The following is a 23,865-nucleotide window of genomic DNA, read 5'->3' as shown; positions in this document are numbered from 1 at the left end:
CCATTGACAACCTGCAATCTTTTTTTCGGAAAATCTTTAGGGCAATAAAACAGCTTTTTTCGGCTATTTTTTATGCAAACTGCTTTTGTTCTGCTGCTTTTAAATACACAACAATACAATCTAATCCACCTTTAAAGTAATTATACCGGATTTCCTGTGCTACGCATGTCGTATTGTCCAGGTCTTCAGACAGTTTATAGTTAAAACTGACACTATGACCTTGTTTCGGTATGTCATCTATTGGCAAAAAGATACAAATGTCTTCCTGCCTGGTTTCGATGTGTTGCTTAAAATTGAAAATTACCTTTCTATCCATGATTTCGCAAAGTTATAAAACACATTCAAAAATTAAAGTATGATAGCCGTTAAAGTGTATAACAAACGGTTAAATAGTGGTTTTCCTGTAGTTTTTACGACCCTGTATTTAATAGAAAAAATCCTGCCCCGCTAGCCGGAACAGGATCTTTTGAGTATGCTAAAATATGGACCTTGTTTTAGCAGGTTTATTCAGGAATATTTCCCCGGGAGTCTTCAAAGTGAGTTCACCCTTTTATGCAGCACTTCCCAAAGCGATGCTTCGGCAGTTTCGAAGATGGTTGTAACCGATGCTTCAACAATAAGCCAACTGCCTTCTTTAATTTCATCGTCAAGTTGATTGGCATCCCAACCGCTGTAACCAATAAAAAGCCTGAGATTGCTTTCCGCATCGTTAGCGGTGTTTAGGTAATCAACGGCTTGTTTAAAATTGCCTGCTATATACACGCCATCTGCTATGGGCCGGCCTTCTTGTATATGATCCGGCACACGGTGAATGAAGTATAAGCTTTCTCTTTCAACCGGTCCGCCTTCATGTAAAGGAAAAGGCTTGCTGGTGCGGAATTCGGTAAGCTCATTGAATGTTCTTTCAAATATTTGGTTCATCACAAAACCCAATGCGCCTTTTTCATTGTACTCCGCAATATAAATGACCACTTTATCGAAATACGGGTCTTCAAGTGAAGGAGCACTGATGAGTATTGAACCTGTTTTTATTGTGGGATTATTATTTGACATGTACACAAAGATGGAAATAATCCAGCAAGTATGGGTGAAAGCCTGCTATTTTCATTTATGACCTAAATGATTATTTTGAGGCTCATAAAAATCAGTCATGATAGTTCAAATTTTTCAGGGAACCGATATTCTGCAGTTAAAAACAGAAATGGAAACCGCCGCTTCAAAAATTCCTTTGAAACCCTCTTTTATAACCCAAAGTCAATCGTCTATTCCCAACCCCGCTTACAACGCTTCAGTAGCCGAAACGCAAAAGCCCGATGTAACCATTATAACGATTACGGTTACGTACGAGTAGATGATTTTGCAGGTTCATTCTGATCTTCAATAGAAGAAATGTCTATTATTTTATGCGCGTACTTTTGTTTAAATTCCTCAATCGACAGATCATTATCGCCACGCAGCTGCTTAAGGTTGCTACCACCTTTGTGTGCATGTGGGATATAGTCTTTTGGGGGAGCCGGTATAGCAGCTTCGCAAGTGGAAGAGCATACATTGACGAGTAAAGGCAATACATCGGTGCCAATCCTCAATGATACCCAAAGTTGATTTGTATCAAGCCACGACATGTCTTTTTTACAAATACTACATTTTACCGTATTCCCTTCATATCGAACAGGGTTATTTGTTAATATAGGGAATCCCTTTCTATTCTTAAAATTGCCATATAGCGCCCTGGTACTAACCCGGCTGTCTTTAAGCTTTTTGCAATTGATGATCTCATATGGAAACCAATGCAGGTCATATGAAGTATATGGGTCAAAATATTCCAGTGATTCCATTTCGCCAATTTCCGGTGGAATACGCTTTAATTTACTACCATAAAGCCAAACCCTTTTTACTTTTTTTAGGGTGGCAATGGTTTCAGGCAGCGTATAGATCTGGGAGAAAAGTTCGGGGCCTAATTCCTTTACAGGAGAAAATTCGTCATTTCCTTCAGCAGCAATTTTTTCAACGTAATCGCAAAGCCGCTTCCAGGCAACAGAGTTCCTGTCCTGTACATTATTTTTTATGGCCGAGATCATGTTATTCATGTTGGCGTTTATGGATACAATGTATTCGATTTTGCTCAAAATTACAGCAACAACCCATTTCTGACGTATTAATAAAAATAATCATAGTCTCGGTCCTGCAATGCCGGTAATTGGGTAATTATTAGCCTCTACATCAAAAAATATTAAAATTTCTGAAAAAGTATTAGTCAAAACGTATTGATGAACTGTTTTTAAAGATGCTACTAATCAGAGCCAATACCAGAAGACCCGGTGTGTCTACACCGGGTCTTTCCTTTTTGCTTCCCTTCTTCCCAAACCCCTTTTGCTTATTTTATCCTATCTTTTAGTGCATTATGAAAATCATCATTGTAGGTGCTACTTCGGGTATTGGCAGGGAGTTGGCGCAGCAATATTATCAACTGGGAAATACCCTGGCGGTTACTGGCAGAAGAAAGGAGTTATTACAGGAGTTGCAAGGCCAATTGCCTGGTATCCACATCAGTTGCTTCGATGTACAAACGGCTAATGTGGTTTCGGAGTTAGGGGCATTAATAACGCATATGGATGGTATTGACCTGTTGATCTATTGCGCCGGTTATGGCAACCCGGCTAATGAGCTGGTGGCCGAAGTTGAGCTGGATTCCACTGCTACCAATGTAATGGGATTTGTAAAAACCGCTTCTTTTGCGTTTAATTATTTCCGCAAGCAGGGCCATGGTCAGCTGGCTGTAATATCATCAGTGGCTGCATTAAGGGGCAATAGCCATTCTCCGGCTTATAGCGCCTCTAAAGCTTATGTTAGCAATTATGCCGAGGGTTTGAATATAAAAGCGAGTAAACTGCATGTAGATGTTGTGGTTACGGATATTCGTCCGGGTTTTATAAAAACCAAAATGGCTAAGGGGTACGGACAATTTTGGGTAGCTCCGGTTGAAAAAGCTGCCCGCCAGATCAGGGTTGCTATTGCCGCAAAAAAGCGGGTGGCTTATGTAACAAAACGGTGGTGGCTAATAGCTGTTATTTTGAAAAGATTGCCTTTTGGCATTTACAGGAAAATAGGATAAGCCCCTTAACCGTTTCAAAAACCAATACCTTTGGGTTATGAAAGCAATACCGGTCAAACAAATTTCTTCAAAAGAACAAGACAATACCGGCCGGTTCAATATTCGTGAAATTCAGGAAATTTTAAATGGAAATGATCTTGTTCACGGCCTTCATAAACACGATTTCTTTTTTGTGCTGGTGCTGCAACAGGGGCAGGGTAGGCATGAGATCGATTTTATACAATACGAGGTGCATGAGCATACTGTGTTTATTATTCGTCCGGGCCAGGTGCATCGCCTTGAATTAAGAGCAAACAGCAGCGGACATTTATTGGAATTTGACCGCACTTTTTATCAGCCCAAAAATACGCTTACCGATCAGCGATGGAAAAAGGCAACCAGTAAAAATCATTGTGAAGTAGAGGCCGCCAGGTTTGTGAAATTACAATCTATTTTGGGCAGTATTATGAATGAATACAGCACAAAACAGGATGGTTATGTAGAAGCGATAAAAGCCAATCTCGATCTGTTTTTTATAGAATACCTGCGACAAAGCCGCCATCCGGGCATAATTGCGAAAAGCGAAAATGGTTATATGTACGAACGGTTCTCGGCGTTTGTACAATTGTTGGAAACCAATATCTGCCATATGAAAAGCGTTGCGCAATATGCCGGTATGTTGAACCTTTCGTCGTATCAGTTAAATGCCATTACAAAATCGGCTGTAGGTAAAACTGTTTCAGACCTTATTAATGAACAAATCATACTGGAAGCAAAACGTTATTTGCTGGCAACGCCCCATCAGGTAAAAGATATAGCCGATCATTTAGGCTATGAAGATGCATCCTATTTTGTCAGGTTCTTCAAAAAACAAACAGGGTATTCTCCCGAGGTATTTAGAAAGAATTTTAAATAAGTCCTGTTCAACTATGTAATCGTCCTGTTAAGCAGCCTGCTGTCTGTTTTAGTTTTGTTACATGAAAACAAAAGCAAAATTGATACTGTCGCTTAAAATATGGATGGTGATCTATCCCTCTATAACATTATTCCTCTTTGTATTTGGCAATCAACTGGCGACTGTTCCATTGTATCAAAGAACTTTTATTCTCACCATTTCATTAGTGCCCTGGATGATGTTCGTGGGCCTGCCTTTCATTGACTATTTATTACACAGGTTTTTGAAGAAATAATTTAAAAATATAAAAATGAAAATTGTAATTGTAGGTGCTTATGGCACTATGGGAAGCTATTTGGCTAACGCATTTGAAAAAGAACATGAAGTGGTTAGGGTGGGGCGGCAAAGCGGGAACATTCAAGTGGATATTACCTCGCCCGAATCAATTGAAGCAATGTATAAAAAGCTGGGCGCTTTTGATGCATTGATCTGTACTGCAGGTCCCACCTATGTAGGGCCCTGGAAGAATTTAACCGATGCTACATTCAGAAAAGGTGTGGATGGCAAAATGATGGGACAGATAAACCTGGTACTGATAGGCCAGCATTACATAAACCCCAAGGGCTCATTTACCCTTATCACCGGTGCGGTAACCCACGAGCCGCAAAGGAATTTTGCCAACGCATCGGCAGCTAATGCTGCAGTAGAAGGGTTTGTGAAAGGTGCAGCCATTGAGTTGGAAAAGGGTATACGCATAAATGCTGTTAGTCCCGGCGTTATTGAAAATTCACCACAATATTTCCCCTTTTTCCCGGGTGAGGTGCCGGTAACTATGCAACAGCTCGAATATGGTTTTAGAAAGAGTGTATTTGGGGCTAATACGGGGCAGGTGATCAGGCTGGGCTGATTAATTATGTTTTTGCCTTTTATTTTGCAACCATGGGGTGTTATTATACATCATAAGGATGTTTAAATAACTACCATTATGAAATGTTTGCCATTTACCATTGCGCTATTTCTTATGCTACCCATGTTTTGTTTGGCGCAAACAGACTCTGCCAAAGCCAATGCGGAGATTGAGAAAAAAGCGGCTGAATGGACAGCTGGTTTGAAATTAACAGATGTTGAAAAGCAAAAAAGGGTAACGGCCGCTGTGGGGACCCATTTAAAAACCGTTCGCGACTGGAACAATGAGCATCCGGCTTCTACGGTTCCGGCTGGTATTAATCCGGCTACTGGTAACAAACTGTCTGAGCTCGACCGGCAGATCATTGCCAATTCAGCGATGCCAGCCTCGGTTCATAAAGACCTGATGGATGCGTTGAACAAAGACCTTACGCCAGAGCAGGTTGAATTCATACTTGATCAATATACCATCGGAAAAGTGGCTTTTACCCTTAAAGGTTATAAGGCCATTGTGCCAGATCTTAAGCCGGAAGAGGAGTCCAAAATACTTGAGTATTTAAAACAGGCGCGTGAGCAGGCGATCGACTATAAAAGTATGAAACAGATCTCGGCTATTTTTGAAATTTACAAAACCAAATGCGAGCAATACCTGAATAACAATGGCCGTAACTGGCGGCAGTTGTTCAAAACGTATGTTGATAAAGCAAAAGCTGAGAAGTCGGCAAAAAATAAGTGATGGTTAGTTTCGCTCCCTGGGTGCAAATTTAATGATCACTTCGGCTGTATTACTTTTACGTAATTGGGGGATCGAGCAGGAGAATTCTATCCTGGCCGATCCCTTCTTTATCTAAAGGCCGATGTGTATATTTGACTGCAATGTTATTCTTCATGTCTCACACCTATAAAAATAAAATATCTTTCAATTCTATCTCCATACCCGACCTGGGTTGGCGAAAGGAAAAGGGAGATAATGAAATATACTGGACAAACCCAGAAGACACAATTACTGTATCGATAAACTATTTTGATGAAACGCCCGATATTCCCACCATTAAAAATGTGAATGAGCTTACAGAATATCATCGTAGCATTATTGAAGGAGTAAATGGTGAATTGATTGGGGTAGAAGTATTCAGGCGGAATCCATTTGATATTGTACGTACGTTAGCGAAGCTACCTTTAGCTGATCATGTATTATATATCGGGGATATAGCGATCCCGTTTAGTACATGCCTTTTTTCAATAAAGGTCCGGGTGGTTGAATCAAATCCTACATCCGATCAATCACTTACGCTGCTCGCCGATTTGGTCATCCAACTTGAGCAGGGATTTACCTGGGAGCCTGCTTTGGAAAAGTTACCTCGTTTCGAATTATGAACGATCTGAATAAATTAAAACAACAATTCGAAGCCTGCATGTTAGCTGGTGCCATAGGCGATGCCTGGGGCAGTTGTTTTGAAAATATGATCGTTCCGGATAATAAAACTACTTTTTATTTATACCCGCCAAAAGCGCCAGAAAAGAAATGGGCCTTTACCGATGATACCCAGCTAACAATGGCTACCTGCGAAGCGCTTTGCGCTGGCGGTGATTTTGATGCGGCGCTATTGGCAAATAAGTTTGTGCGTTATTATAAAGAGAAAAGGCTGACAGGGCTTGGCGCCAGTTCATTAAAGGCAATTATTGAATTGGAGGCTGGCGCACATTGGAGCCAGGTTGGCCGTGAAGGGGAGTATGCTGCTGGTAATGGCGCCGCTATGCGAATTGCACCTCTTGCCTTCTTTTCAAATATTTCAAGACAAAACATAAGAGATGCCTGCCGCATAACTCACCGCAATGATGAAGCGTATGTTGGGGCACTGGCAATATTTCTAAGTATTAAATCAATTATTTCAGGTGCCTGGTGGGGTGAAAATAATTTGTTTGACCTTATAATTTCCGAATTGCCCGATACCCGGGTTCGCGACAGGCTGATTGAGATCAATGCCATTCAAAACAGCGCTGATATAAAATCCATTGCACAGCTAGGTAATAATGGCTATGTAGTAAACTCTATTCCTTTTGCCATCTTCGCGGCTACACAAGTGCATAAGATCGGATTGCGCGATATGTATAAAGCTATTATTGATGCCGGCGGCGACACCGATACTAATGCATCGCTGGCCGGGCAAATAGCAGGTGCTCTTTACAAAAATATTCCCGCCGAACTTTTAAGTAAGTTGAAAGCCGTAGATAATATTGAATGGATGATGGAGGTGGTTAAGAAGACCCGGGATTGCATTATTGTTTAGAGCGGGATGTTACTTCCTACGAATACGACAAAACGGCAATTTTATAAAAAGACTCACTTCTGAAAATAACGTGCCCAAAAGATTGGATGAAGGATAATTGTATATTACTGATGTTTTCAAAAATATATGACTACAATCATGATTTTTTAGGGCTGATTTTATAAAAGGATACCAACTTATTTAGAAGTGAGCTGTTTGGTCTCATATGTAGCAGTTTCATCACTTCTAAATTAAAAAATTATGAAAATCAACAAAGTTCTGTTCGTTGTCACTTCTCATGATGAATTAGGCAATACCGGCAAAAAAACAGGCTTATGGATCGAGGAGTTTGCCGCTCCCTATTACAAGTTTCATGATCTTGGAAAAGAAATTGTTATTGCATCACCCAAAGGCGGACAGGCGCCCATCGATCCTAAAAGTGATCTCCCTGAGAACAGAACAGAGGCCACAATAAGGTATTATAACGATAAGGATACGCAAAATAAACTTAGCAACACAGTACCACTGAGCGAGGTGTCGGAAAGTGATTTTGATACCATTTTTTATCCGGGCGGCCACGGCCCCATGTGGGACCTTCCCGATAATAAAGAATCCATAAAACTTATTGAGTCATTCATTAATAATGGTAAACCGGTGGCGTTGGTTTGTCATGCCCCGGTAGCTTTAAAGAATGTTAAGTCAAACAGCGGCGAATGGCTTATAAAAGGAAAAAGGGTTGCCGCCTTTACCAATACAGAAGAAGAAGCTGTGCAACTGACCGAAGTTGTTCCTTTCCTTTTGGAGGATATGTTGAAAGAACTTGGCGCCAATTTTCAAAAAGGCGAAGACTGGATGCCTTTTGTAACCCGCGATGGATTACTGATCACCGGTCAAAATCCTGCTTCGTCTGTTTTAGCTGTTACTACTTTACTTGAGTATGCAGGCAGGCTGCAGGAAGCTGCTTTAGCTTAGTAAACGTTATAAACAAACCCGCCGGCGTAGTGCCTGGCGGGTTTATTCTTTATGGATGTTTATACTTGTTTGGTAATAATTTGATGTCATCAATTTCATCGGCTAGCTGTTTTCCCAGTTTTATTGAAATTTCCTGGGTAAACCTGTAGTGAATACCTGCATACACTCTTGAAACGGCTGCTTCATCAAGTAAATTGGATAAAGAGGTAAAGTGGCGCGCAGGCAAGCCCCGCCAATCATACGTATTGTCGGTAACATCAATATCGCCATACTCATTTTTCAATACGTTTATAACAGGCGAGTAAAGCCCAACGAGGCCCGAGGTATAGTCGGGGTAAGGCGGTGTAACTAAATAAGACTGCCAGGCGGTATCTATATTCCGTTGAATATAGGTGATGGGTCTTATGAGGTTATAATGATATTTTGATCTGAATGTAATTATGGCGCCATCCTTTAATCCAATGCCTGTTTTGGCATATACTTCTGCAGCTTGTAACAATTTAGCCTTCCGGTCTTCCTGCACCCAGGTAATAATGGAAAGTAAATGATAAGGCGCCGGAACGCCAACAGCTGCTCCGCCTGCATCGGCCCACCAGTTGGCAATTGCTTTTCGTTCATCGGTTAAATTTTTGCCTATCTCATATACTTCATTGTTGGCTTTATAGAATGATGATGATTTATCTTCTGAAAATGGAATGGGTGGCGGAGCAATAGCTGTAAGACTATACGCAAGAAAAGGTCTTGAATTTTGTAAGAAAGGACCTACCGTAGCAAAGGCAGGCGGGGTGGGAATCCAGGATGAAGGTGTAACAGGTGGCGGAACATAACCTACATTGGAAAGATTGAAATTATCTGTTGTTGACCAGTTGTAAATAGCTTCGGCAATGGCACGCCCAAATGCCTGTGACCGCATAAGTACAGCATCTGAATTGTCTGTGCTGAACCGATTGTAGTTAGCGTTTTCCATTGAATCGATACTTACCTTATTGGCATCGGTAAGGTTTACCAGGAATAATTTGAACATACTGGCGAGGGCTGCATTGGCGCTTTCGCTCCATAAATATTCTTTGCTCAGGTCAGCTTCCGGCATCGCTGGCATTTGGTATAACCAGGAAGACAAACTGGCCGATCCTTTAGCGCCGGGGCGAACCGCTTCGTAAAGCCCAACACCTATAAAACCAAAATTTCTGTTGGCCAATATTACAACTGGTTGCGGATTGGCCGGCCGCTGTGTTTGTGCTATAAATTTGTACCAGGCATACACCACGTCGGCGTTCTCTTCTTCCTGTGGCCGGGGAAAAGGAAGATCTCTTTTATGGCAGCTGCACAGTATGCCTATTAGTATTACGGTTGACAATAGTTTTACACTACGATTAGTTGTTAAAAATAATGGCATAACTAATCATTTTAAGTATGAATGATGAAGTGAATGAGGCTAATTATGTAAATGATCAAACCATTGGTTTAAAAATTACATTTAATAAAATGTAGTTTTGCAAAAGTTTCAAGAGGAGGGGAAGAGAAACAGGAACCGAAGGTATGGCAATTAAGTCATATGTGGTAATGACCTGACGGTTGTCAGAATTATCACAGTTTCCCACATCTAAAAATGATCTGAAAGCGATTTGTGCTCATTCTTCATTTTATAATCAAAATCTTTTCCCTGAAATTCAAATAAGGGCGTTTCTTTTGGGTTTGAATTGTACTTATCAATAAGTTCATTTACTGCATCTATTATATATTGATTTTGATATAGCTCACCAACCCAAAGATTATGTATTATTTTATACTCGGTAAAAAACTTATTTTCCTCATTTTCCCAGGCGCCACCATAGTTTGAACTAAGCCAGTTGTAGAAAAGTAAGATCTGTTCATGATTGCTTAACTGGGCCCTTAGTATTTTTAAATATTTCATCTTGCTGTTGTAGTCGGTTATGGCATCACTATAAGCAACAAATTTTACCATTAAAAATAAATGCCTGAAATAGTGCCCTAACGAACTTGAATAGCCTTTGTACTCCCTGAAGTCAATGGGGTGTGAGTAGTCCCTGTCGTTTGGTCCCTCTATTATGCCCGACCAGGAATGAGATAATGAATCTATATCTATATAATCACTGTTCCAGCCCCAGAAAAAAATATCGTACGCGTGTTTGTATTCATTTATGAAAGGCAGATGATCGTAATTGATATAGCTTAAAAACGCTTTAAACTCATCGGCCATGGTTACAAAGGCCTGTCGTTTTGAGACCTGTTTCCCGTTTACAACACTCGTTATAGTGAGCTCATCAACATTTTCTTTATGTAAGCGAAGCATTTCAAAGAACTGGCTTTCGAATTGCTGAACCCTGTTTTGTTTTTCCTGGTATAACTGCTCCTTTTTAAACTGCCTTTCTGTTTGTTTTATTTGGTCGGTGAAAATATCAACCTGCAACTTATTGGCCCTGTACTGCATGTAAAAAGCCAGTCCGGTAACTATTACAGCCGAAAGATTGATAAAAGGGCTCATCAATCCGCCAAATGTATCGCCAATTTGACCGGTGTTTCTGAAGTCGAAGTATTTCAATGATGCCCTACTGGTAAATAAAAAGGGTGCAAGGAGTGCAAAAACATACAGTAAACCCGCCAGTACTAATAACGCTATTATCAGCGGGGTAAGGTTGGTGTTATAGTTCTTTTTCTTGTCTTGCATAATATTCGGTTATTGCTCTGTTATTTGATCCCAAAAGTTATTCCGAATATCCGTTATGTATGGCAGCCTTGGGGAATTTAAATGAGAATGGTGATGGAAATTGATAAAGATCAAATACTTTTAAGCCATAGCTTGTTTTAAAGTACAGCTAACGGCCTGCTAATTTGGTTTTGTTCCCTTTCTGCTTTAGTTTTGATCAAAGCCCCATTACCAGAACGATGCATATGAAGAAGCTCTTCCTGCTTTTGTCTTATCTTTTCCTGCTCTGTAACCTGAATGCTCAAACGGATACGCTTGCCCGTTCCCTTAGCCGGTTGAATGAGGTTTTACAGCACGACCAGGAGTTCGACCTGAAAAAGCAGTCGGCCATCGATGTCGTAAAACAGGATCTGGCTGCTACTAATAATAACGATCTGCCGGCTTTGTTCAGGGCATATGAAAACCTGTATAGCGCTTACCGTGTTTACCAGTTCGACTCCTCATACGGTTATGCCAAAAAAATGCTTGCAGTGGCACATCGCCTCAACGATGCTGCCCTTATAAATTATGCCCGTATCAAAATGGGTTTCTCGCTGCTTTCATCGGGCATGTATAAAGAAACACTCGATTCGCTTTCTTCAATTCAAATAAGTGTAGTGCCCGATAGTTGCCGCGCTGAATATTATGCCCTCATGGGAAGATATTATTACGACCTGGGTGATTACGATAAAGACCAATACCATACGCCGCGCTATAATGAAAAGGGCGCGCTGTACATCGACTCAGCCCTGGCCATTTGGGATAAAAACGGGTACGACTATATTTACTTCCAGGGTTTGAAAGAATTAAAAAAGGGCAATCGCACCGATGCCAAACGAAATTTCGATGTGTTGCTTTCACGTTCCGGCCTTACACCACACCAGATTGCCATTACAGCTTCCACCCTAAGCGACCTGTATATTCAGAATGGCGATATCGATAGTGCCATTCTTTTGCTTATCAGGGCCACCATCGCCGATGTGCAAAGCAGTACCAAGGAAACTTCAGCGGCTTTTATTCTTTCTACCTTATTATATAAGCGGGCCGATATTAAAAATGCATCGGTGTGTATTAATCAGGCATTTTCCGACGCGGTGTTTTTCGGCGCCCGTCAACGTAAAGTACAGGTTGGTGATGTACTGCCGTTGATAGAGGCGCAGAAATATGCCATGGTGGAACAGCAAAAAACAAAATTGCTGTGGTATGCCGGTCTGGTCACTTTTTTACTGTTGCTGGTTGTGACCCTCATAATAATTGTATTCAAACAATTGAAAAAATTAAAGCGAGCCCAGGATGCCATTTTAGAAGCGCATCGCAATATGCAGGAAGCAAACCGGCGCTTGTCCGAGACCAACGAAAAGCTAAACGACGCCAACAAGATAAAAGAAGAGTATATTGGTTATTTCTTTAATGTTAACTCTGAATTCTTTGATAAGATAGAACGGTTCAAAAAATCGGTTGATCAAAAACTTACCGAACGCAAATATGATGAAATAAAATTCCTGGTAAATAATATCAACCTGAAAAGGGAAAAGGAAGAACTGCTGAAACATTTCGACCGGGCTTTTCTAAAACTGTTTCCCAATTTTGTGGCCGAGTTCAATGAACTGTTCAGGGAAGAAGACCGCATTGAACTGGAGGATAATGAACTGCTCAATACCGATCTGCGCATTTTTGCCCTGGCCCGCATGGGTATTCATGAAAATGAAAAGATAGCTCATATTCTGCAGTACTCCATCAATACCATCAACACCTACAAAACCCGCATTCGCAATAAATCAATAGTGCCCAATGATGAGTTTGAAAAGCGAATTATGCAGATAAAGACGATTGATTAAGTTACCGGGAAAGACATAATGCAGTTACAGGTTTCAAGGTACAGGTTGCAGGGAAATACAAATGCGGTTACGGGAAAGGCAGAATACAGTTACAGGTTTCAGGGTACAGGTTGCAGGACATTTGCGCGGCCGGCAATTTGGAAAGCATTATGAATATAAGCCCTGTAACCTGCACCATGTAACCTGTAACCCCCTTTTATTTGAATATATATTCCTTAAATATATACGTGTATAACGGTTTGATGATAAATTACTTACGCAGCCGCATAATCGCTTTTTAGCCAATATTTCCTATACTTTAGCTATACAATTTGCTTTCGCCCTGCGCTTGTTCTTTTTTTGAGTTCGCTTGTCAGTTATTCAATTCAACCAATTCAAAAAATAACAGTTTATGCGAAGAAGGCGATTGCTTCCACACCTATGGTGCAGCTTCCTATTACTACTGGTTTTCCAGATCACATTTGCCCAGTCAAAATCTGTTACCGGCACCGTAACGGATGAAAAAGGCGCTCCTTTGGCAGGCGCCACCGTGTTGATAAAAAATACAAAAAACAATGTAACCACAAATGCTTCAGGACAATTTGAACTGCTGGCGCCGGCCAACGTAAAAACCCTGGTGGTGTCGTATGTTGGGTACGAAACAAGGGAGGTGGCCATACCTTCTGGCAACCTGATTAATGTTATCCTGAAAGCTGCCGATGGCAATTTAGACGCTATTGTCGTAGTGGGTTATGGCACCCAAAAACGATCGGATGTAACCGGCGCGGTGGGTTCGGTAAAAGGGGAAGCCATCAGGAACATGCCTGTTACCAATGTTACCGATGCCATACAAGGTAGGGTAGCAGGTGTAGAGGTCATTAAATCATCGGGCAGTCCCGATGCCGGTTCAACCATCATCATCCGCGGACTTTCTTCATTACACCAACCCAATCCGCTGTATATAGTGGATGGCGTTCGCACCAATGGCGACAATCTCAACGTGCAGGATATTGCCACCGTAGATATTCTAAAAGATGCCAGCGCCGCCGCCATTTATGGTTCCGCAGCCGCGGGTGGCGTTATTGTTGTTACTACTAAAAAAGGTGCATCGGCAAAACCTACTATTAACTTCAATGCCCGGTATGGTATTACCAAACCAAAGCTTATTTCCTTATTGAACAAAGAGCAATACATTAAACTGCAAAACATTTTACACCCGCAGTTTTTTGCCAATGCCACACATACCGATACACTGGCCGATACCGACTGGACAGATGCCCTGTACCGCGATGCGTCGGAAAATAATTATAATTTGTCTGTTGCAGGTTCTTCGCCTGTAGTGAATTATCTTTTATCGGGTTTTTATAATAAACAAACCGGTATTTATAAAAGAAATTATTCCAATATCGGCGGAGCGCGTATCAATACCGATTATAAACTCACCTCGTTTTTAAAGATCGGCGAACAGCTGGCTTTTTCTCAACGTAAAACAGCGCCACCGGTAGGTAGTGAGGCGCAATTACATAATGCCCCCTTTAGAACATTGCCCATTATTCCTATTAAGAATGCAAATGGCACCTGGGGCGTAGTGCCGGGCGGTTACAACGGTTTACAGTTCGGCGGCCCCAACCCGGTAGGCGCCATGGAATCGGCCGATGCCATTAATTTCAAAAATAATTTACAGGGAAATGTATTTGCAGAAGTTAAGCTGCCCCTGCACCTCACCTTTAGAAGCAATATCAGTTATTCGTATTATGAAGAATCGCAGGATTATTACCAGGCGGCATTCGATTTTGGCCAGGTGGTGAACAATGTGAATTCACTTACCCGCACTTCGATAAAAAGCAGCCAGGTATTAACGAACTATGTTCTTACTTTCGACCAAAGCTTCGGCGGTCATTCCATTAACGCCATCGCAGGTTTTGAGCAAATAGCTTCTAAATACCGCAACATCGGTGCTTTTCAAAGTTATGTAGGGATGCCCGGTTATTCCTTTGTTCAAACCACTCAATCAACAGCTACTGTTAGCGGCAAGAACGACGATAACGGGCTGGTAAAATCATTCTTCGGCAGGCTTAACTATAATTATAAAAGCCGCTATTATTTAACAGGATCTATAAGGCAGGATGCCAACTTCACCGTGTTTGGTCCTAATAAACAAAAAGGCGTTTTTGGCGCATTTTCCGCTGGTTGGAATATCAGCGAAGAGAATTTCTTTACGCCGTTAAAAACAACTTTAAGCCGGTTAAAACTTCGGGGTAGTTATGGTACCCTGGGTAATAGCAATATTCCGCCTTATACCTATGTGGCATCGTATAGCTCCTTCACCGGGCCTAATGCACTGGGTTCGCTTTCCGGCGCCAACTTTACGCCAGGCGGACCGCTCGACATTGGTGTAACCATAAATTCCATTCCTAACCCCAACCTGCATTGGGAAACCGTTTACGAAACCAATCTGGGTGTAGATGGTGAGGCCATGAATGGAAAGATCTACTTCACGGCTGAGTATTATAATCGCGATACTAAAGATATGTTGTATGCCCTGCCGGTTGCCCTGAGCTCAGGTTATACGGTGCCTTATTTTACCAATATTGGCAAAGTGAGCAGCAAAGGTGTTGACCTGTTGCTGGGTTATCGCGGCAAGGTGTCGGAGTTAAGCTTTGACGTTAGCCTTAACGGCGGATTTAATAAGAACAAGGTAACTGACCTCAGCGGTATTGCCAATGATAAATTGTTCGATGGTTATAACTATTACTCTACCGGTGATGCGGCATTCAATGTAATGTCGAACCAGAATATAACTGTAACAAAAGCCGGTTTGCCCTTCGGTTCTTTTTATGGCTATAAAGTGATCGGTATGTTTAAAACTGATGCCGAAGCGGCGGCCAGCGCTCAACCCAATGCAAAAGCCGGCGACCTTATTTTTGCGCATGATGATAAGAACGGCAAAACCCTTTCGCCCGACGACAGGCAGGTGATTGGTAATCCCAACCCGAAATTAGTGTATGGCGCTGCTGTCAGGCTTAATTATAAAGGGTTCGATGCGTCTCTGTTGTTCAATGGCGTGGCGGGTGTTGATATTTTCAATGGCGTGAAGGCCTATGAAATGTATCCATTCTCTGATGGCAACACCACTTCAAAAGTATTTGGCGCCTCCTTCCTGGGCGATAACCAACTCACCGCTCAACCACGTTTGGGTGTAAAGAACAACGATGGCTCTTTTACCCTCGATCCTAATAAGAACTATACCTCGGTGAACAGTTATTTTGTTGAGCCGGGCGATTACCTGAAACTGAAAAACCTGCAAGTGGGTTATACGTTCAACGCGGCGCTGTTACAAAAAGCAGGTATTAAAACAGCGCGTGTATTTGTAATGGCCAATAACCTGTTTACCATCACAAAATATTCAGGGCTCGATCCTGAGCTGGGAAGCGCTTTTTCTGCGGCCGCACAATCGGGTTTTGTAGGTAATGCAGTAGGTGTTACCACCCGCGGTTTAGATGCAGTGTCACAATATCCGCAGGTAAGATTGTATTCAGCAGGTATCGATATCAACTTCTAGCCATCGTTTAAAAACTATTATCATGTTCAAAAAGAAATACCTCATCATATTTGGGCTTGTCATACTAAGTGCATGTAAAAAAGATCCTGGTCTGGTTGTGCCTACCGACAGCTATTCTACCACTAATTTTCCTAAAACCTTAAGCGAGTTGAATAGTGTGCTGGTTCCCTGTTATTCAAATTTGCGCGATGCCAACCTGTTTGGTTTTCATTTGTGGCCAAAGGCTTTATCAAATGCAACACATACTGCCAATAGCGCTTATGACGGCGACCCTTCCTGGAACGAAATGGCGGCAACCAATTTAGGTATCACCAATACATACGTACAGGAAGCCTGGACAAGCTTTTTTGCCGGTGTTAAGAATTGCAATGTGGCCATACAGGGCGCCGATTTTTATATGTCGCGCTATGGCAAACCGCAAGACCAATCGACCGTTGACCTGGTAAAAGGACAGGCCTATTTTCTCAGGGCCTATTATTACTTCAACCTCGAATGTTTGTTTGGTGAAAGTTATATCACTACAGCCGGTGGCGGCGATAAAAAAGGGGTACCCATTTTTACTGAACTGCCAACCGGGTTAGAAGGAACGCAAAAAGGCCGTAACACTGTTAAAGAAGTATGGGACCTCATCGTTAGCGATTGTAAACAGTCTGCCGCCTTGCTAAAAGGGAAAACCTGGTCGGGTAATGATAAAGGACGAATTAGCGAATGGGCCGCCAAATCATTACTGGGAAAGGCGTATGTATTTACGCAGAACTGGAATGAGGCCAGAACCGTGTTGAAAGATGTGATCGATAACAGTGGCAAATCGCTGATGCCTTACGAAAAATACCGCGATGCATTTATTGGCATAAGCGCCAATGAATTCAATGAAGAATCAATATTTGAGTTGAATGTTGACCAGGATTCAAAAGGTAACTATGGTGTATATGGTAATACGCCCAATGCTACCACCATTAATGGTTTGATCTGGTGTCCCTGGGCGTTAGGGGAAGATGGAACAGAAGGCGCTTCAAACCCATTAGGATATGGCAATGAGATCTTTCACGACAAAAACGTAGAGCGTTTTGGGTTCGGCCTGGGTTCCTATACGCTGAAGCCAAATCCCGATTTCAATAGCGGTAAAGCGGCCAGTTATACCAATCCAAAGAATATAATGGACCCGGTTTACAAACAGCAATCGTTACAGGTAAGAGTAAATAAGACCTGCGATCCGCGGTTGTTTGTAAATGCCTTGCAACCCTGGGTTGATTCGGTGAAATTTGATGGCAGGAACTGGTACCCTGTTTCCATGCCAAAATTTTGGGCAAAGCAGGCAAACAGGTATGGCTGGAGCTTTAGAAAGTATGCACCCATTTTCGATAATATCAATAATACCGGTCCGGCCGATGCCTGGAATTATTATCTCATCAGGCTGGCAGAAGTGTATTTGTTGTATGCAGAAGCGGCAAAGGGTTTGAACGATAATACTACCGCGCTTGCCTACCTGAATAAAACAAAACGCCGTGCCTATGGTTACCCCGATAATGCACCTTCGCCGGTTGATTATACCAGTTTAACGGGCGCAACGGTTGCCATTGGTGACCCGGTATTGGGAAACAATCCGCTGTATTACGAACGTTTTGCCGAATTGTTCAATGAAGGCGGTTGGTGGTTTGATGTTTGTCGCTGGCGCATAGGAGCATCAGAAGCCGCTTATTATGAAACAGCCATCAATGTAAATGGCAAACTTGAATGGAAAGATAAAACCTATAGCTGGCCCATTCCACAGGCTGAATTTAATTCAAACCCGAAGATGACCGGGCAGCAGAATCAGGGGTATTAAGTGAATGGTGAGTGGTGAATCGGCAATCGGCAATCGGCAATCGGCAATCGGCAATAAGTTTCCGGCAGCGCAAGATCGCATATTAATCTCAAAGTTCGCGAGCCCACTCACCACTGACCATTCACGATTCACGACAAAAGACTATAATTCTTAATCAGATACTTACACATGATGAGTTCTATAAAAACACGTGTGCTTATATTATTCCTGTTGTTCTCAATTTCAGCTAAGGCAAGTCCGCCATTGGAAATAACCAGGGAAAAGGTACGGTTACAGTTTTCAGTAGATGATGCAGGCAGGCCGGTATATGCCGTTTTGTTCAATGGTAAAGAAGTGGTAAAACCTTCTTCGCTTGGCTTTTTAATCGATAGCGATTCTCTTTTCTATAAGAACTTTAAACTGGCAGGTGAAGATCGTAAAACGGTTGATGAAACCTGGAAACCCGTTTGGGGCGAGTACAGTACCATTCGCAACAACTATGAACAACTAACGGTGCACCTCAAACATAGTTCGGGAAAGCTGCTGGATATTGTTTTTAAGGTATTTGCCGATGGGGTAGGGTTCAGGTATGAATTTCCCCGGCAAAACGGATTGACTTACTTTATTATAAAGGACGAATGTACGCAGTTTCAATTGGCCGGTGATCATAAGGCGTTTTGGATCCCGGGCGATTTTGATACCAACGAATATGCTTATACAACCTCCCTGTTAAGCGAGGTGAATAACACGCCCGTGGTAGCAGCAGCTACGGATATTGCTGTACGAACAGTAACCGATGCACGGGCTGTGCAAACCCCGCTGATGATGAAAACAGCCGATGGATTATATATTAATATTCACGAGGCAGCGCTGTTGAATTATCCCGCCATGCAATTGCATGTAGATAACAAAAGTTTCAGGTTGTCATCGACCCTGGTGCCCGATGCATTTAATAATAAAGCTTATTTGCACGCACCCACGCATACGCCCTGGCGCACTATAATTATCAGCGATAAGGCAACGGATATACTGGCCTCTAAAATAATTCTGAACTTGAATGAGCCGCCTGTTGATACCAATGTGGCATGGATCAAACCCATGAAATTCGTAGGTGTATGGTGGGAAATGCAAACCGGTAAAAGCACCTGGAACTATTCTGATTATGCCGATAGCACCGATGCGAAGGGTCAGTTAATTCCCAATCAAAAGCATGGCGCCAATACTGCCAATGTAAAACGGTATATTGATTTTGCTGCAAAGAATGGCATAGGTGGTGTACTGGTTGAAGGGTGGAATAAAGGCTGGGAAAGCTGGTTTGGCAACTGGAAAGAAAATGTGTTTGATTTTGCTACACCGTACCCCGACTTTAATGTAAAGGAGATCACAGAATACGCCCTGTTAAAGGGGGTGAATATGATCATGCATAACGAAACTTCGGGCTCTGCTACCAGTTATGAACGGCAATTGGATACGGCTTTCAGGTTCATGAAACAATTCGGTTATCATGCTGTGAAAACAGGTTATGTGGGGCGTATTGTTCCGCGGGGCGAACATCACGACGGCCAATGGATGGTGAACCATTACGAACGGGTATTACAACATGGCATGCAATACCAGGTAATGGTAGATGCGCACGAGCCTCCGCGGCCTACAGGGTTGCATCGCACCTATCCCAACTTCATGGCTTGCGAAGCTGCAAGGGGCAATGAATACCACGCATTCAGCAACGGAAACCCTCCCGATCATGAAACCATTTTGCCCTTTACCCGGCTTATGGGCGGCCCTATGGATTATACACCCGGCATTTTTAAATTAAAAGGCTATGCGCCGGGAGTGCCCAATAGATCGGTGCACTCTACATTGGCAAAACAACTGGCATTGTATGTTACCATGTACAGTCCCGTTACAATGGCTGCAGACCTGCCGGAAAATTACGAAGCAAAACCCGATGCCTTTCAGTTTATAAAAGAAGTACCGGTTGACTGGGATGATACTAAGATCCTGGAGGCTGAGCCGGGCGATTATATTACCATTGCACGCAAAGAAAAAGGAAGTGACCGATGGTTTGTTGGCGCCATTACCGATGAAAATGCCCGTGCAACAACCCTTCCACTTAATTTTTTGCAGAAGGGGAAAAAATATAAAGCGATCATCTATGAAGACGCAACCGGGGCTACCTGGAAAACAAACCCCGAAGCTTATTCCATCAGGAGTGTGACGGTAGATAGCAACACAAGGTTAAAGCTTGCACTGGCGCCAGGCGGCGGTACAGCCATCAGTATTATTCAAAGCGAATAATTCCCCTTGTATTCGATTTTGGTCGCCATTGCAATTGCTATGGCGGCCATTTTCTTTTTCCTAACGGTTGTTTGTTATTGGGGATTTATTGGCCTGCACGACTATTGCCTGAAACTGCACGAAAAAAGGTAAAATCTACACGCTTATAAACTCGGCTGGCATAAATACGAAATTTAATATAGTTTCGCACCTGTAATTCGGTTATCCTATGAATGTTATACCAATGAACCAATTGAACATTTCTTTATCTGCACCTTCCGTTAGTAAACTAACGTATAGTATATTTCCTAAAGACCAGCCCAATACCCCGCCGGGGCCCCGTTTGCCAGTAAATTAAACACGTCTGCTTACATATTGAAACTGCCATATACCATCATATATTGGATGGAACCCTATTAGCATATCCCTAAATCCAAACCTTGAGAAAGCTTTTTATAGATCACTTCACCTGTATACTGTTGTTGTTGGTTTTTATAACAGCCTGCAAAAAAGAACAGGAAACAGCTTTAAGCGTTGATTTCGCATATACCATTGTGAACAACGATTTTTCTGCGCCGGTTAAAATAAATTTCACCAATAATGCCACTGGAGCCACTCATTATAAATGGACGTTCACCGGTGGCGACCCTGCTACTTCCGATAAAAAAGATCCGGGAACGGTAACTTTTGGCTCGGCTGGTAATTGTTCGGTTACCCTCGAGGCCTGGAATGCGGATAACCGGAATTCAAAAACAATCGAGATCCTTATTGATAGTTCGGTTGTTATAGGTTTCGATGCATTGCCACAGGTAAATGATTTTGTTCCGGCAGATGTAACTATTGTAAATAAAACCACCGGCGGTGTTAGTTATAAGTGGACATTCGAAGGTGGCCAGCCCGCTACATCTACAGCAAAAGATCCCGGTATTGTAAAATTTACCACACCGGGCGATCATACCATTACACTCATAGTGAACAATGGCCGAAAAGACTTTACCCAAACCAAAAAACTTACGCTGCTACCTGCATTATTGCCGGCTTTTACCATCATTCCTTCGTTAGACGATAACGATTATGAAGCGCCGTTAACAGCAACGCTCAATAATGAAACTGTTAGCGGGCTGCATTGGAAATGGACCACCACAGGCGGTACCATCGATAATGATACGGCCCGTAAACCTTCTATATATTTTGCTGTACCAGGTTCCTATATCATTACGCTAACTGCGGGTAATAACAAAGAAACAAAAACTGTTCAGCAAACCATTAATGTATTGCCAAATTCCAATTTGCGCACTTTTAATGATGTTCGTTTTGGCATTAATACGGCGCATGGTTCGGTGGGTTGTTTTTTCTCTACCAAACTACAGCGCAGCTTCAAAGCCTCAGATGACCTGAAAGTTGCAGGAAAAGATATTGATCTTGTGTTCTTCGGGTTGAATCAAAGCTTTACCTATAACCGCTTTATATCACCCGACTCGGCCACAAACTATACGTTTGATGCTATTCCGGGCGCTCAATCAGCTACCGTTATTAATTCGCAGGAATATTGCGGTTGCAGCGCCAGCCTTACACCGGCCGACTTTGACGGTATGACCAATGATGCCATGTTTGCAACTATGCCGGTTGATTTTAGTAGTGGCGGGTGGTTGCAATTCACAAACAACCAGGTGCCGCGGGTAGTGTTATTCAAAACAAGCGATGGCCGCAAAGGCGCTGTTAAAATAAAACAGTTCGTGCAAAACGGCGCCGATTCATACATCGTAACGGATATAAAAGTGCAGAAAGTACCGTAACGCAGGCCATGAAGCCCCATTCCAAACGAATCCCTGAACCCTATGCATAAAATTGTACGCAGTCTTTTATTCATCATACTGCTTACCTGTTGTAAAATAACTATTGCCCAACAGGTAGACATTGAAGGCCTGAAAAATGTCTTCAAGGCAAAACCGATCAGGTTTAGTGGCGGTATAGCTGCCAATACCGCCTTTTATAGCGGTAATGGCAATTATGGCCGTGAACCGTTTACCTGGTTTTTGCAAGGTAATCTCAATGCCAATCTGTTTGGCAAGATCAATCTGCCGTTTTCCTTTAATCTTACTAATGCCAGTCATGGGTTAACATATCCCACACCACCTAACCGGTTGAGTTTGCATCCTACATATAAGTGGATAGCAGGGCATATAGGTGATGTAGCTATGAGTTTTTCACCGTATACATTAAGCGGCCATCAGTTCACGGGTGCAGGTGTTGATCTTACGCCGGATGGCCCCTGGAGAATAAGCGCCATGGGCGGCAGGTTGCTGAAATCAGTGCAGTACGATAGCACCTCTAATATGTTGCCCGTGTACCGCCGTATAGGATATGGCGCCAAACTGGGTTATAATCAAAAAATGTACAGGGTCAGTATCTCGGCTTTTGCTGCAAAGGATATACGAAGCAGTTTGGCCACAGCACCTGATAGTTTGCTGATCTTTCCCGGACAAAATCTTGCATTGCATTATGAACTGGGTTTGCAACCGTTAAGAGGCCTGGAGCTTTCCGGTGGTTATGCAACCAGTGTATTAACGCGCGATGTACGCGATAGTACCGAAAATTTGAACAAGGGCGTATCAAACATATTTATGAAGGGAAATGGTTCTACTGCCGTGTATCATGCCCTGAAAGCCCAGTTGAATTATACTTTCCGCAAAAGCACCATTGGCGCAGGGTACGAGCGCATAGATCCCGGCTACCAAACATTCGGAACTTATTATTTCAGTAACGACCTCGAAAATATAACCGTAAATCTGGCGCAAAGTCTTTTAAGAGACAAAGCCAATATTTCTGCTAACGTAGGCATACAACGCGATAACCTCGATTACAGCAAATCCGGCACTACCAGGCGAGTTGTAGGTGCACTTAATTTAAATTATACACCTACCGAAAAACTGCAAACCAGTTTCAGTTATTCCAACTTTCAAACGTATATGAGTATTCGTCCGCAGTTCGAATACATTAACCAGTTGCCCTATCAGCAAATGGATACCCTGAATTTTACCCAGATCTCTCAAAACGCCAATTTGAATGTAAATGTGCTTACCAAAAAGAGCGAACAGCAAATGCATTCATTGAACATGAACCTGAATTTTCAGGATGCATCGGATGATCAGGGCGGCTCTGTTGCCAAGGGTAACAGCTCACAATTTTACAACCTGGCCACCTCTTACGGTGTTCAATGGTTACAGCAGGGCATGAACCTGACGGCCGCATATAATGTGAGCTACAACACCATTGCACGTAACGATTTTATGACCATGGGGCCAACCGTAAGTTTTATGGCGAAGATGTTTAAAAAGAAATTGTCGTCAGGGCTTTCTACCTCGTACAATTTCAGTAAACAGGATAATGTTCAAATAAGCAGTGTGCTGAGTGTGCGTTTTAATGCATCGTATACGGTGTTCAAAAAACACCGGTTGAACCTGAACCTTGTCAATCAGATTCGCGAAACACAACAAACTAAAAATACTACCGACCTCACGGGAACCATGGGGTATAGTTACAGTTTTTAAACAGTAAGCGGTA

At 42.5% G+C, this 23,865-nt stretch carries 20 protein-coding genes; 15 read left to right on the top strand and 5 right to left on the bottom strand.

Going from position 1 to position 23,865, the window contains the following annotated elements:
- Positions 1-70: 70 nt before the first annotated feature.
- Entirely contained in the window at positions 71-316 is a 246-nt protein-coding gene (locus tag GGD38_RS20725) for a hypothetical protein (RefSeq protein ID WP_375302311.1), read from the bottom strand.
- Positions 317-531: 215 nt separating this feature from the next.
- The gene (locus tag GGD38_RS20720; protein WP_375302310.1) at positions 532-1,053 is read right to left on the bottom strand and encodes a YqgE/AlgH family protein; all 522 of its coding nucleotides are present in this window, start codon (positions 1,051-1,053) and stop codon (positions 532-534) included.
- Positions 1,054-1,150: 97 nt separating this feature from the next.
- Between GGD38_RS20720 and GGD38_RS20715 the strand changes: the two genes are divergently transcribed.
- Entirely contained in the window at positions 1,151-1,351 is a 201-nt protein-coding gene (locus GGD38_RS20715; RefSeq protein WP_375302309.1) for a hypothetical protein, read from the top strand.
- Here GGD38_RS20715 and GGD38_RS20710 read toward each other — a convergent pair.
- Positions 1,338-2,087, bottom strand: a complete 750-nt coding sequence (locus tag GGD38_RS20710) for a hypothetical protein (RefSeq protein WP_375302308.1) — start codon at positions 2,085-2,087, stop codon at positions 1,338-1,340. The genes GGD38_RS20715 and GGD38_RS20710 overlap by 14 nt on opposite strands.
- A 314-nt stretch (positions 2,088-2,401) precedes the next feature.
- On the opposite strand from GGD38_RS20710, the gene GGD38_RS20705 reads away from it, so the two are divergent.
- The 8 genes from GGD38_RS20705 (at position 2,402) to GGD38_RS20670 (ending at position 8,134) form a co-directional block, all read left to right on the top strand.
- Positions 2,402-3,112, top strand: a complete 711-nt coding sequence (locus GGD38_RS20705) for an SDR family NAD(P)-dependent oxidoreductase (protein ID WP_375302307.1) — start codon at positions 2,402-2,404, stop codon at positions 3,110-3,112.
- Between the two features lie 37 nt (positions 3,113-3,149).
- Positions 3,150-4,007 carry an AraC family transcriptional regulator gene (locus GGD38_RS20700; RefSeq protein WP_375302306.1) on the top strand — a complete coding sequence of 286 codons (858 nt, stop codon included), beginning with the start codon at positions 3,150-3,152 and terminating at the stop codon, positions 4,005-4,007.
- A 61-nt stretch (positions 4,008-4,068) separates the two neighbouring features.
- Entirely contained in the window at positions 4,069-4,281 is a 213-nt protein-coding gene (locus tag GGD38_RS20695; protein ID WP_375302305.1) for a hypothetical protein, read from the top strand.
- Positions 4,282-4,296: 15 nt separating this feature from the next.
- Positions 4,297-4,893 (top strand): short chain dehydrogenase, encoded by a 597-nt coding sequence (locus GGD38_RS20690; RefSeq protein ID WP_375302304.1) that lies wholly within the window; start codon positions 4,297-4,299, stop codon positions 4,891-4,893.
- A gap of 78 nt (positions 4,894-4,971) precedes the next feature.
- Positions 4,972-5,628: a DUF3826 domain-containing protein gene (locus GGD38_RS20685; protein WP_375302303.1), complete on the top strand. Its 657-nt coding sequence runs from the start codon at positions 4,972-4,974 to the stop codon at positions 5,626-5,628.
- Positions 5,629-5,780: 152 nt separating this feature from the next.
- Positions 5,781-6,269, top strand: a complete 489-nt coding sequence (locus GGD38_RS20680; RefSeq protein ID WP_375302302.1) for a hypothetical protein — start codon at positions 5,781-5,783, stop codon at positions 6,267-6,269.
- On the top strand, positions 6,266-7,183 hold the full coding sequence (locus GGD38_RS20675) for an ADP-ribosylglycohydrolase family protein (RefSeq protein ID WP_375302301.1): 918 nt from the start codon (positions 6,266-6,268) through the stop codon (positions 7,181-7,183). The genes GGD38_RS20680 and GGD38_RS20675 overlap by 4 nt, the downstream gene beginning before the upstream one ends.
- A gap of 240 nt (positions 7,184-7,423) precedes the next feature.
- Positions 7,424-8,134 (top strand): type 1 glutamine amidotransferase domain-containing protein, encoded by a 711-nt coding sequence (locus GGD38_RS20670; protein WP_375302300.1) that lies wholly within the window; start codon positions 7,424-7,426, stop codon positions 8,132-8,134.
- A gap of 49 nt (positions 8,135-8,183) precedes the next feature.
- Here GGD38_RS20670 and GGD38_RS20665 read toward each other — a convergent pair whose 3' ends face one another.
- Together GGD38_RS20665 and GGD38_RS20660 are read right to left on the bottom strand one after the other, a co-directional pair.
- Positions 8,184-9,530, bottom strand: coding sequence for a vanadium-dependent haloperoxidase (locus GGD38_RS20665; RefSeq protein WP_375302299.1), 1,347 nt, complete (start codon positions 9,528-9,530; stop codon positions 8,184-8,186).
- 207 nt (positions 9,531-9,737) lie between these two features.
- Complete coding sequence (locus GGD38_RS20660; RefSeq protein WP_375302298.1) at positions 9,738-10,823, bottom strand: putative phage abortive infection protein; 1,086 nt, start codon at positions 10,821-10,823, stop codon at positions 9,738-9,740.
- A gap of 224 nt (positions 10,824-11,047) precedes the next feature.
- Between GGD38_RS20660 and GGD38_RS20655 the strand changes: the two genes are divergently transcribed.
- The 6 genes from GGD38_RS20655 (at position 11,048) to GGD38_RS20630 (ending at position 23,852) form a co-directional block, all read left to right on the top strand.
- The gene (locus GGD38_RS20655) at positions 11,048-12,679 is read left to right on the top strand and encodes a DUF6377 domain-containing protein (RefSeq protein WP_375302297.1); all 1,632 of its coding nucleotides are present in this window, start codon (positions 11,048-11,050) and stop codon (positions 12,677-12,679) included.
- 391 nt (positions 12,680-13,070) lie between these two features.
- The gene (locus GGD38_RS20650) at positions 13,071-16,220 is read left to right on the top strand and encodes a SusC/RagA family TonB-linked outer membrane protein (protein WP_375302296.1); all 3,150 of its coding nucleotides are present in this window, start codon (positions 13,071-13,073) and stop codon (positions 16,218-16,220) included.
- A gap of 22 nt (positions 16,221-16,242) precedes the next feature.
- Entirely contained in the window at positions 16,243-18,045 is a 1,803-nt protein-coding gene (locus tag GGD38_RS20645; protein ID WP_375302295.1) for a RagB/SusD family nutrient uptake outer membrane protein, read from the top strand.
- A gap of 168 nt (positions 18,046-18,213) precedes the next feature.
- Complete coding sequence (locus GGD38_RS20640) at positions 18,214-20,322, top strand: glycoside hydrolase family 97 protein (RefSeq protein WP_375302294.1); 2,109 nt, start codon at positions 18,214-18,216, stop codon at positions 20,320-20,322.
- 419 nt (positions 20,323-20,741) lie between these two features.
- The gene (locus tag GGD38_RS20635; RefSeq protein WP_375302293.1) at positions 20,742-22,097 is read left to right on the top strand and encodes a PKD domain-containing protein; all 1,356 of its coding nucleotides are present in this window, start codon (positions 20,742-20,744) and stop codon (positions 22,095-22,097) included.
- A gap of 42 nt (positions 22,098-22,139) precedes the next feature.
- Positions 22,140-23,852 (top strand): hypothetical protein, encoded by a 1,713-nt coding sequence (locus GGD38_RS20630; RefSeq protein WP_375302292.1) that lies wholly within the window; start codon positions 22,140-22,142, stop codon positions 23,850-23,852.
- Positions 23,853-23,865: the final 13 nt, after the last annotated feature.

Origin of the sequence: Niastella sp. OAS944 (assembly GCA_024809215.1) — a bacterium.
Classification (GTDB): Bacteria; Bacteroidota; Bacteroidia; order Chitinophagales; family Chitinophagaceae; genus Niastella.
This window is presented reverse-complemented; position numbering and strand designations above follow the sequence as displayed.

Excerpts from the sequence above, each read along its gene's own strand:
- GGD38_RS20725 (WP_375302311.1), bottom strand. The coding sequence starts at position 316 with ATGGATAGAAAGGTAATTTTCAATTTTAAGCAACACATCGAAACCAGG.
- GGD38_RS20720 (WP_375302310.1), bottom strand. The coding sequence starts at position 1,053 with ATGTCAAATAATAATCCCACAATAAAAACAGGTTCAATACTCATCAGT.
- GGD38_RS20715 (WP_375302309.1), top strand. The coding sequence starts at position 1,151 with ATGATAGTTCAAATTTTTCAGGGAACCGATATTCTGCAGTTAAAAACA.
- GGD38_RS20710 (WP_375302308.1), bottom strand. The coding sequence starts at position 2,087 with ATGAATAACATGATCTCGGCCATAAAAAATAATGTACAGGACAGGAAC.
- GGD38_RS20705 (WP_375302307.1), top strand. The coding sequence starts at position 2,402 with ATGAAAATCATCATTGTAGGTGCTACTTCGGGTATTGGCAGGGAGTTG.
- GGD38_RS20700 (WP_375302306.1), top strand. The coding sequence starts at position 3,150 with ATGAAAGCAATACCGGTCAAACAAATTTCTTCAAAAGAACAAGACAAT.
- GGD38_RS20695 (WP_375302305.1), top strand. The coding sequence starts at position 4,069 with ATGAAAACAAAAGCAAAATTGATACTGTCGCTTAAAATATGGATGGTG.
- GGD38_RS20690 (WP_375302304.1), top strand. The coding sequence starts at position 4,297 with ATGAAAATTGTAATTGTAGGTGCTTATGGCACTATGGGAAGCTATTTG.
- GGD38_RS20685 (WP_375302303.1), top strand. The coding sequence starts at position 4,972 with ATGAAATGTTTGCCATTTACCATTGCGCTATTTCTTATGCTACCCATG.
- GGD38_RS20680 (WP_375302302.1), top strand. The coding sequence starts at position 5,781 with ATGTCTCACACCTATAAAAATAAAATATCTTTCAATTCTATCTCCATA.
- GGD38_RS20675 (WP_375302301.1), top strand. The coding sequence starts at position 6,266 with ATGAACGATCTGAATAAATTAAAACAACAATTCGAAGCCTGCATGTTA.
- GGD38_RS20670 (WP_375302300.1), top strand. The coding sequence starts at position 7,424 with ATGAAAATCAACAAAGTTCTGTTCGTTGTCACTTCTCATGATGAATTA.
- GGD38_RS20665 (WP_375302299.1), bottom strand. The coding sequence starts at position 9,530 with ATGCCATTATTTTTAACAACTAATCGTAGTGTAAAACTATTGTCAACC.
- GGD38_RS20660 (WP_375302298.1), bottom strand. The coding sequence starts at position 10,823 with ATGCAAGACAAGAAAAAGAACTATAACACCAACCTTACCCCGCTGATA.
- GGD38_RS20655 (WP_375302297.1), top strand. The coding sequence starts at position 11,048 with ATGAAGAAGCTCTTCCTGCTTTTGTCTTATCTTTTCCTGCTCTGTAAC.
- GGD38_RS20650 (WP_375302296.1), top strand. The coding sequence starts at position 13,071 with ATGCGAAGAAGGCGATTGCTTCCACACCTATGGTGCAGCTTCCTATTA.
- GGD38_RS20645 (WP_375302295.1), top strand. The coding sequence starts at position 16,243 with ATGTTCAAAAAGAAATACCTCATCATATTTGGGCTTGTCATACTAAGT.
- GGD38_RS20640 (WP_375302294.1), top strand. The coding sequence starts at position 18,214 with ATGATGAGTTCTATAAAAACACGTGTGCTTATATTATTCCTGTTGTTC.
- GGD38_RS20630 (WP_375302292.1), top strand. The coding sequence starts at position 22,140 with ATGCATAAAATTGTACGCAGTCTTTTATTCATCATACTGCTTACCTGT.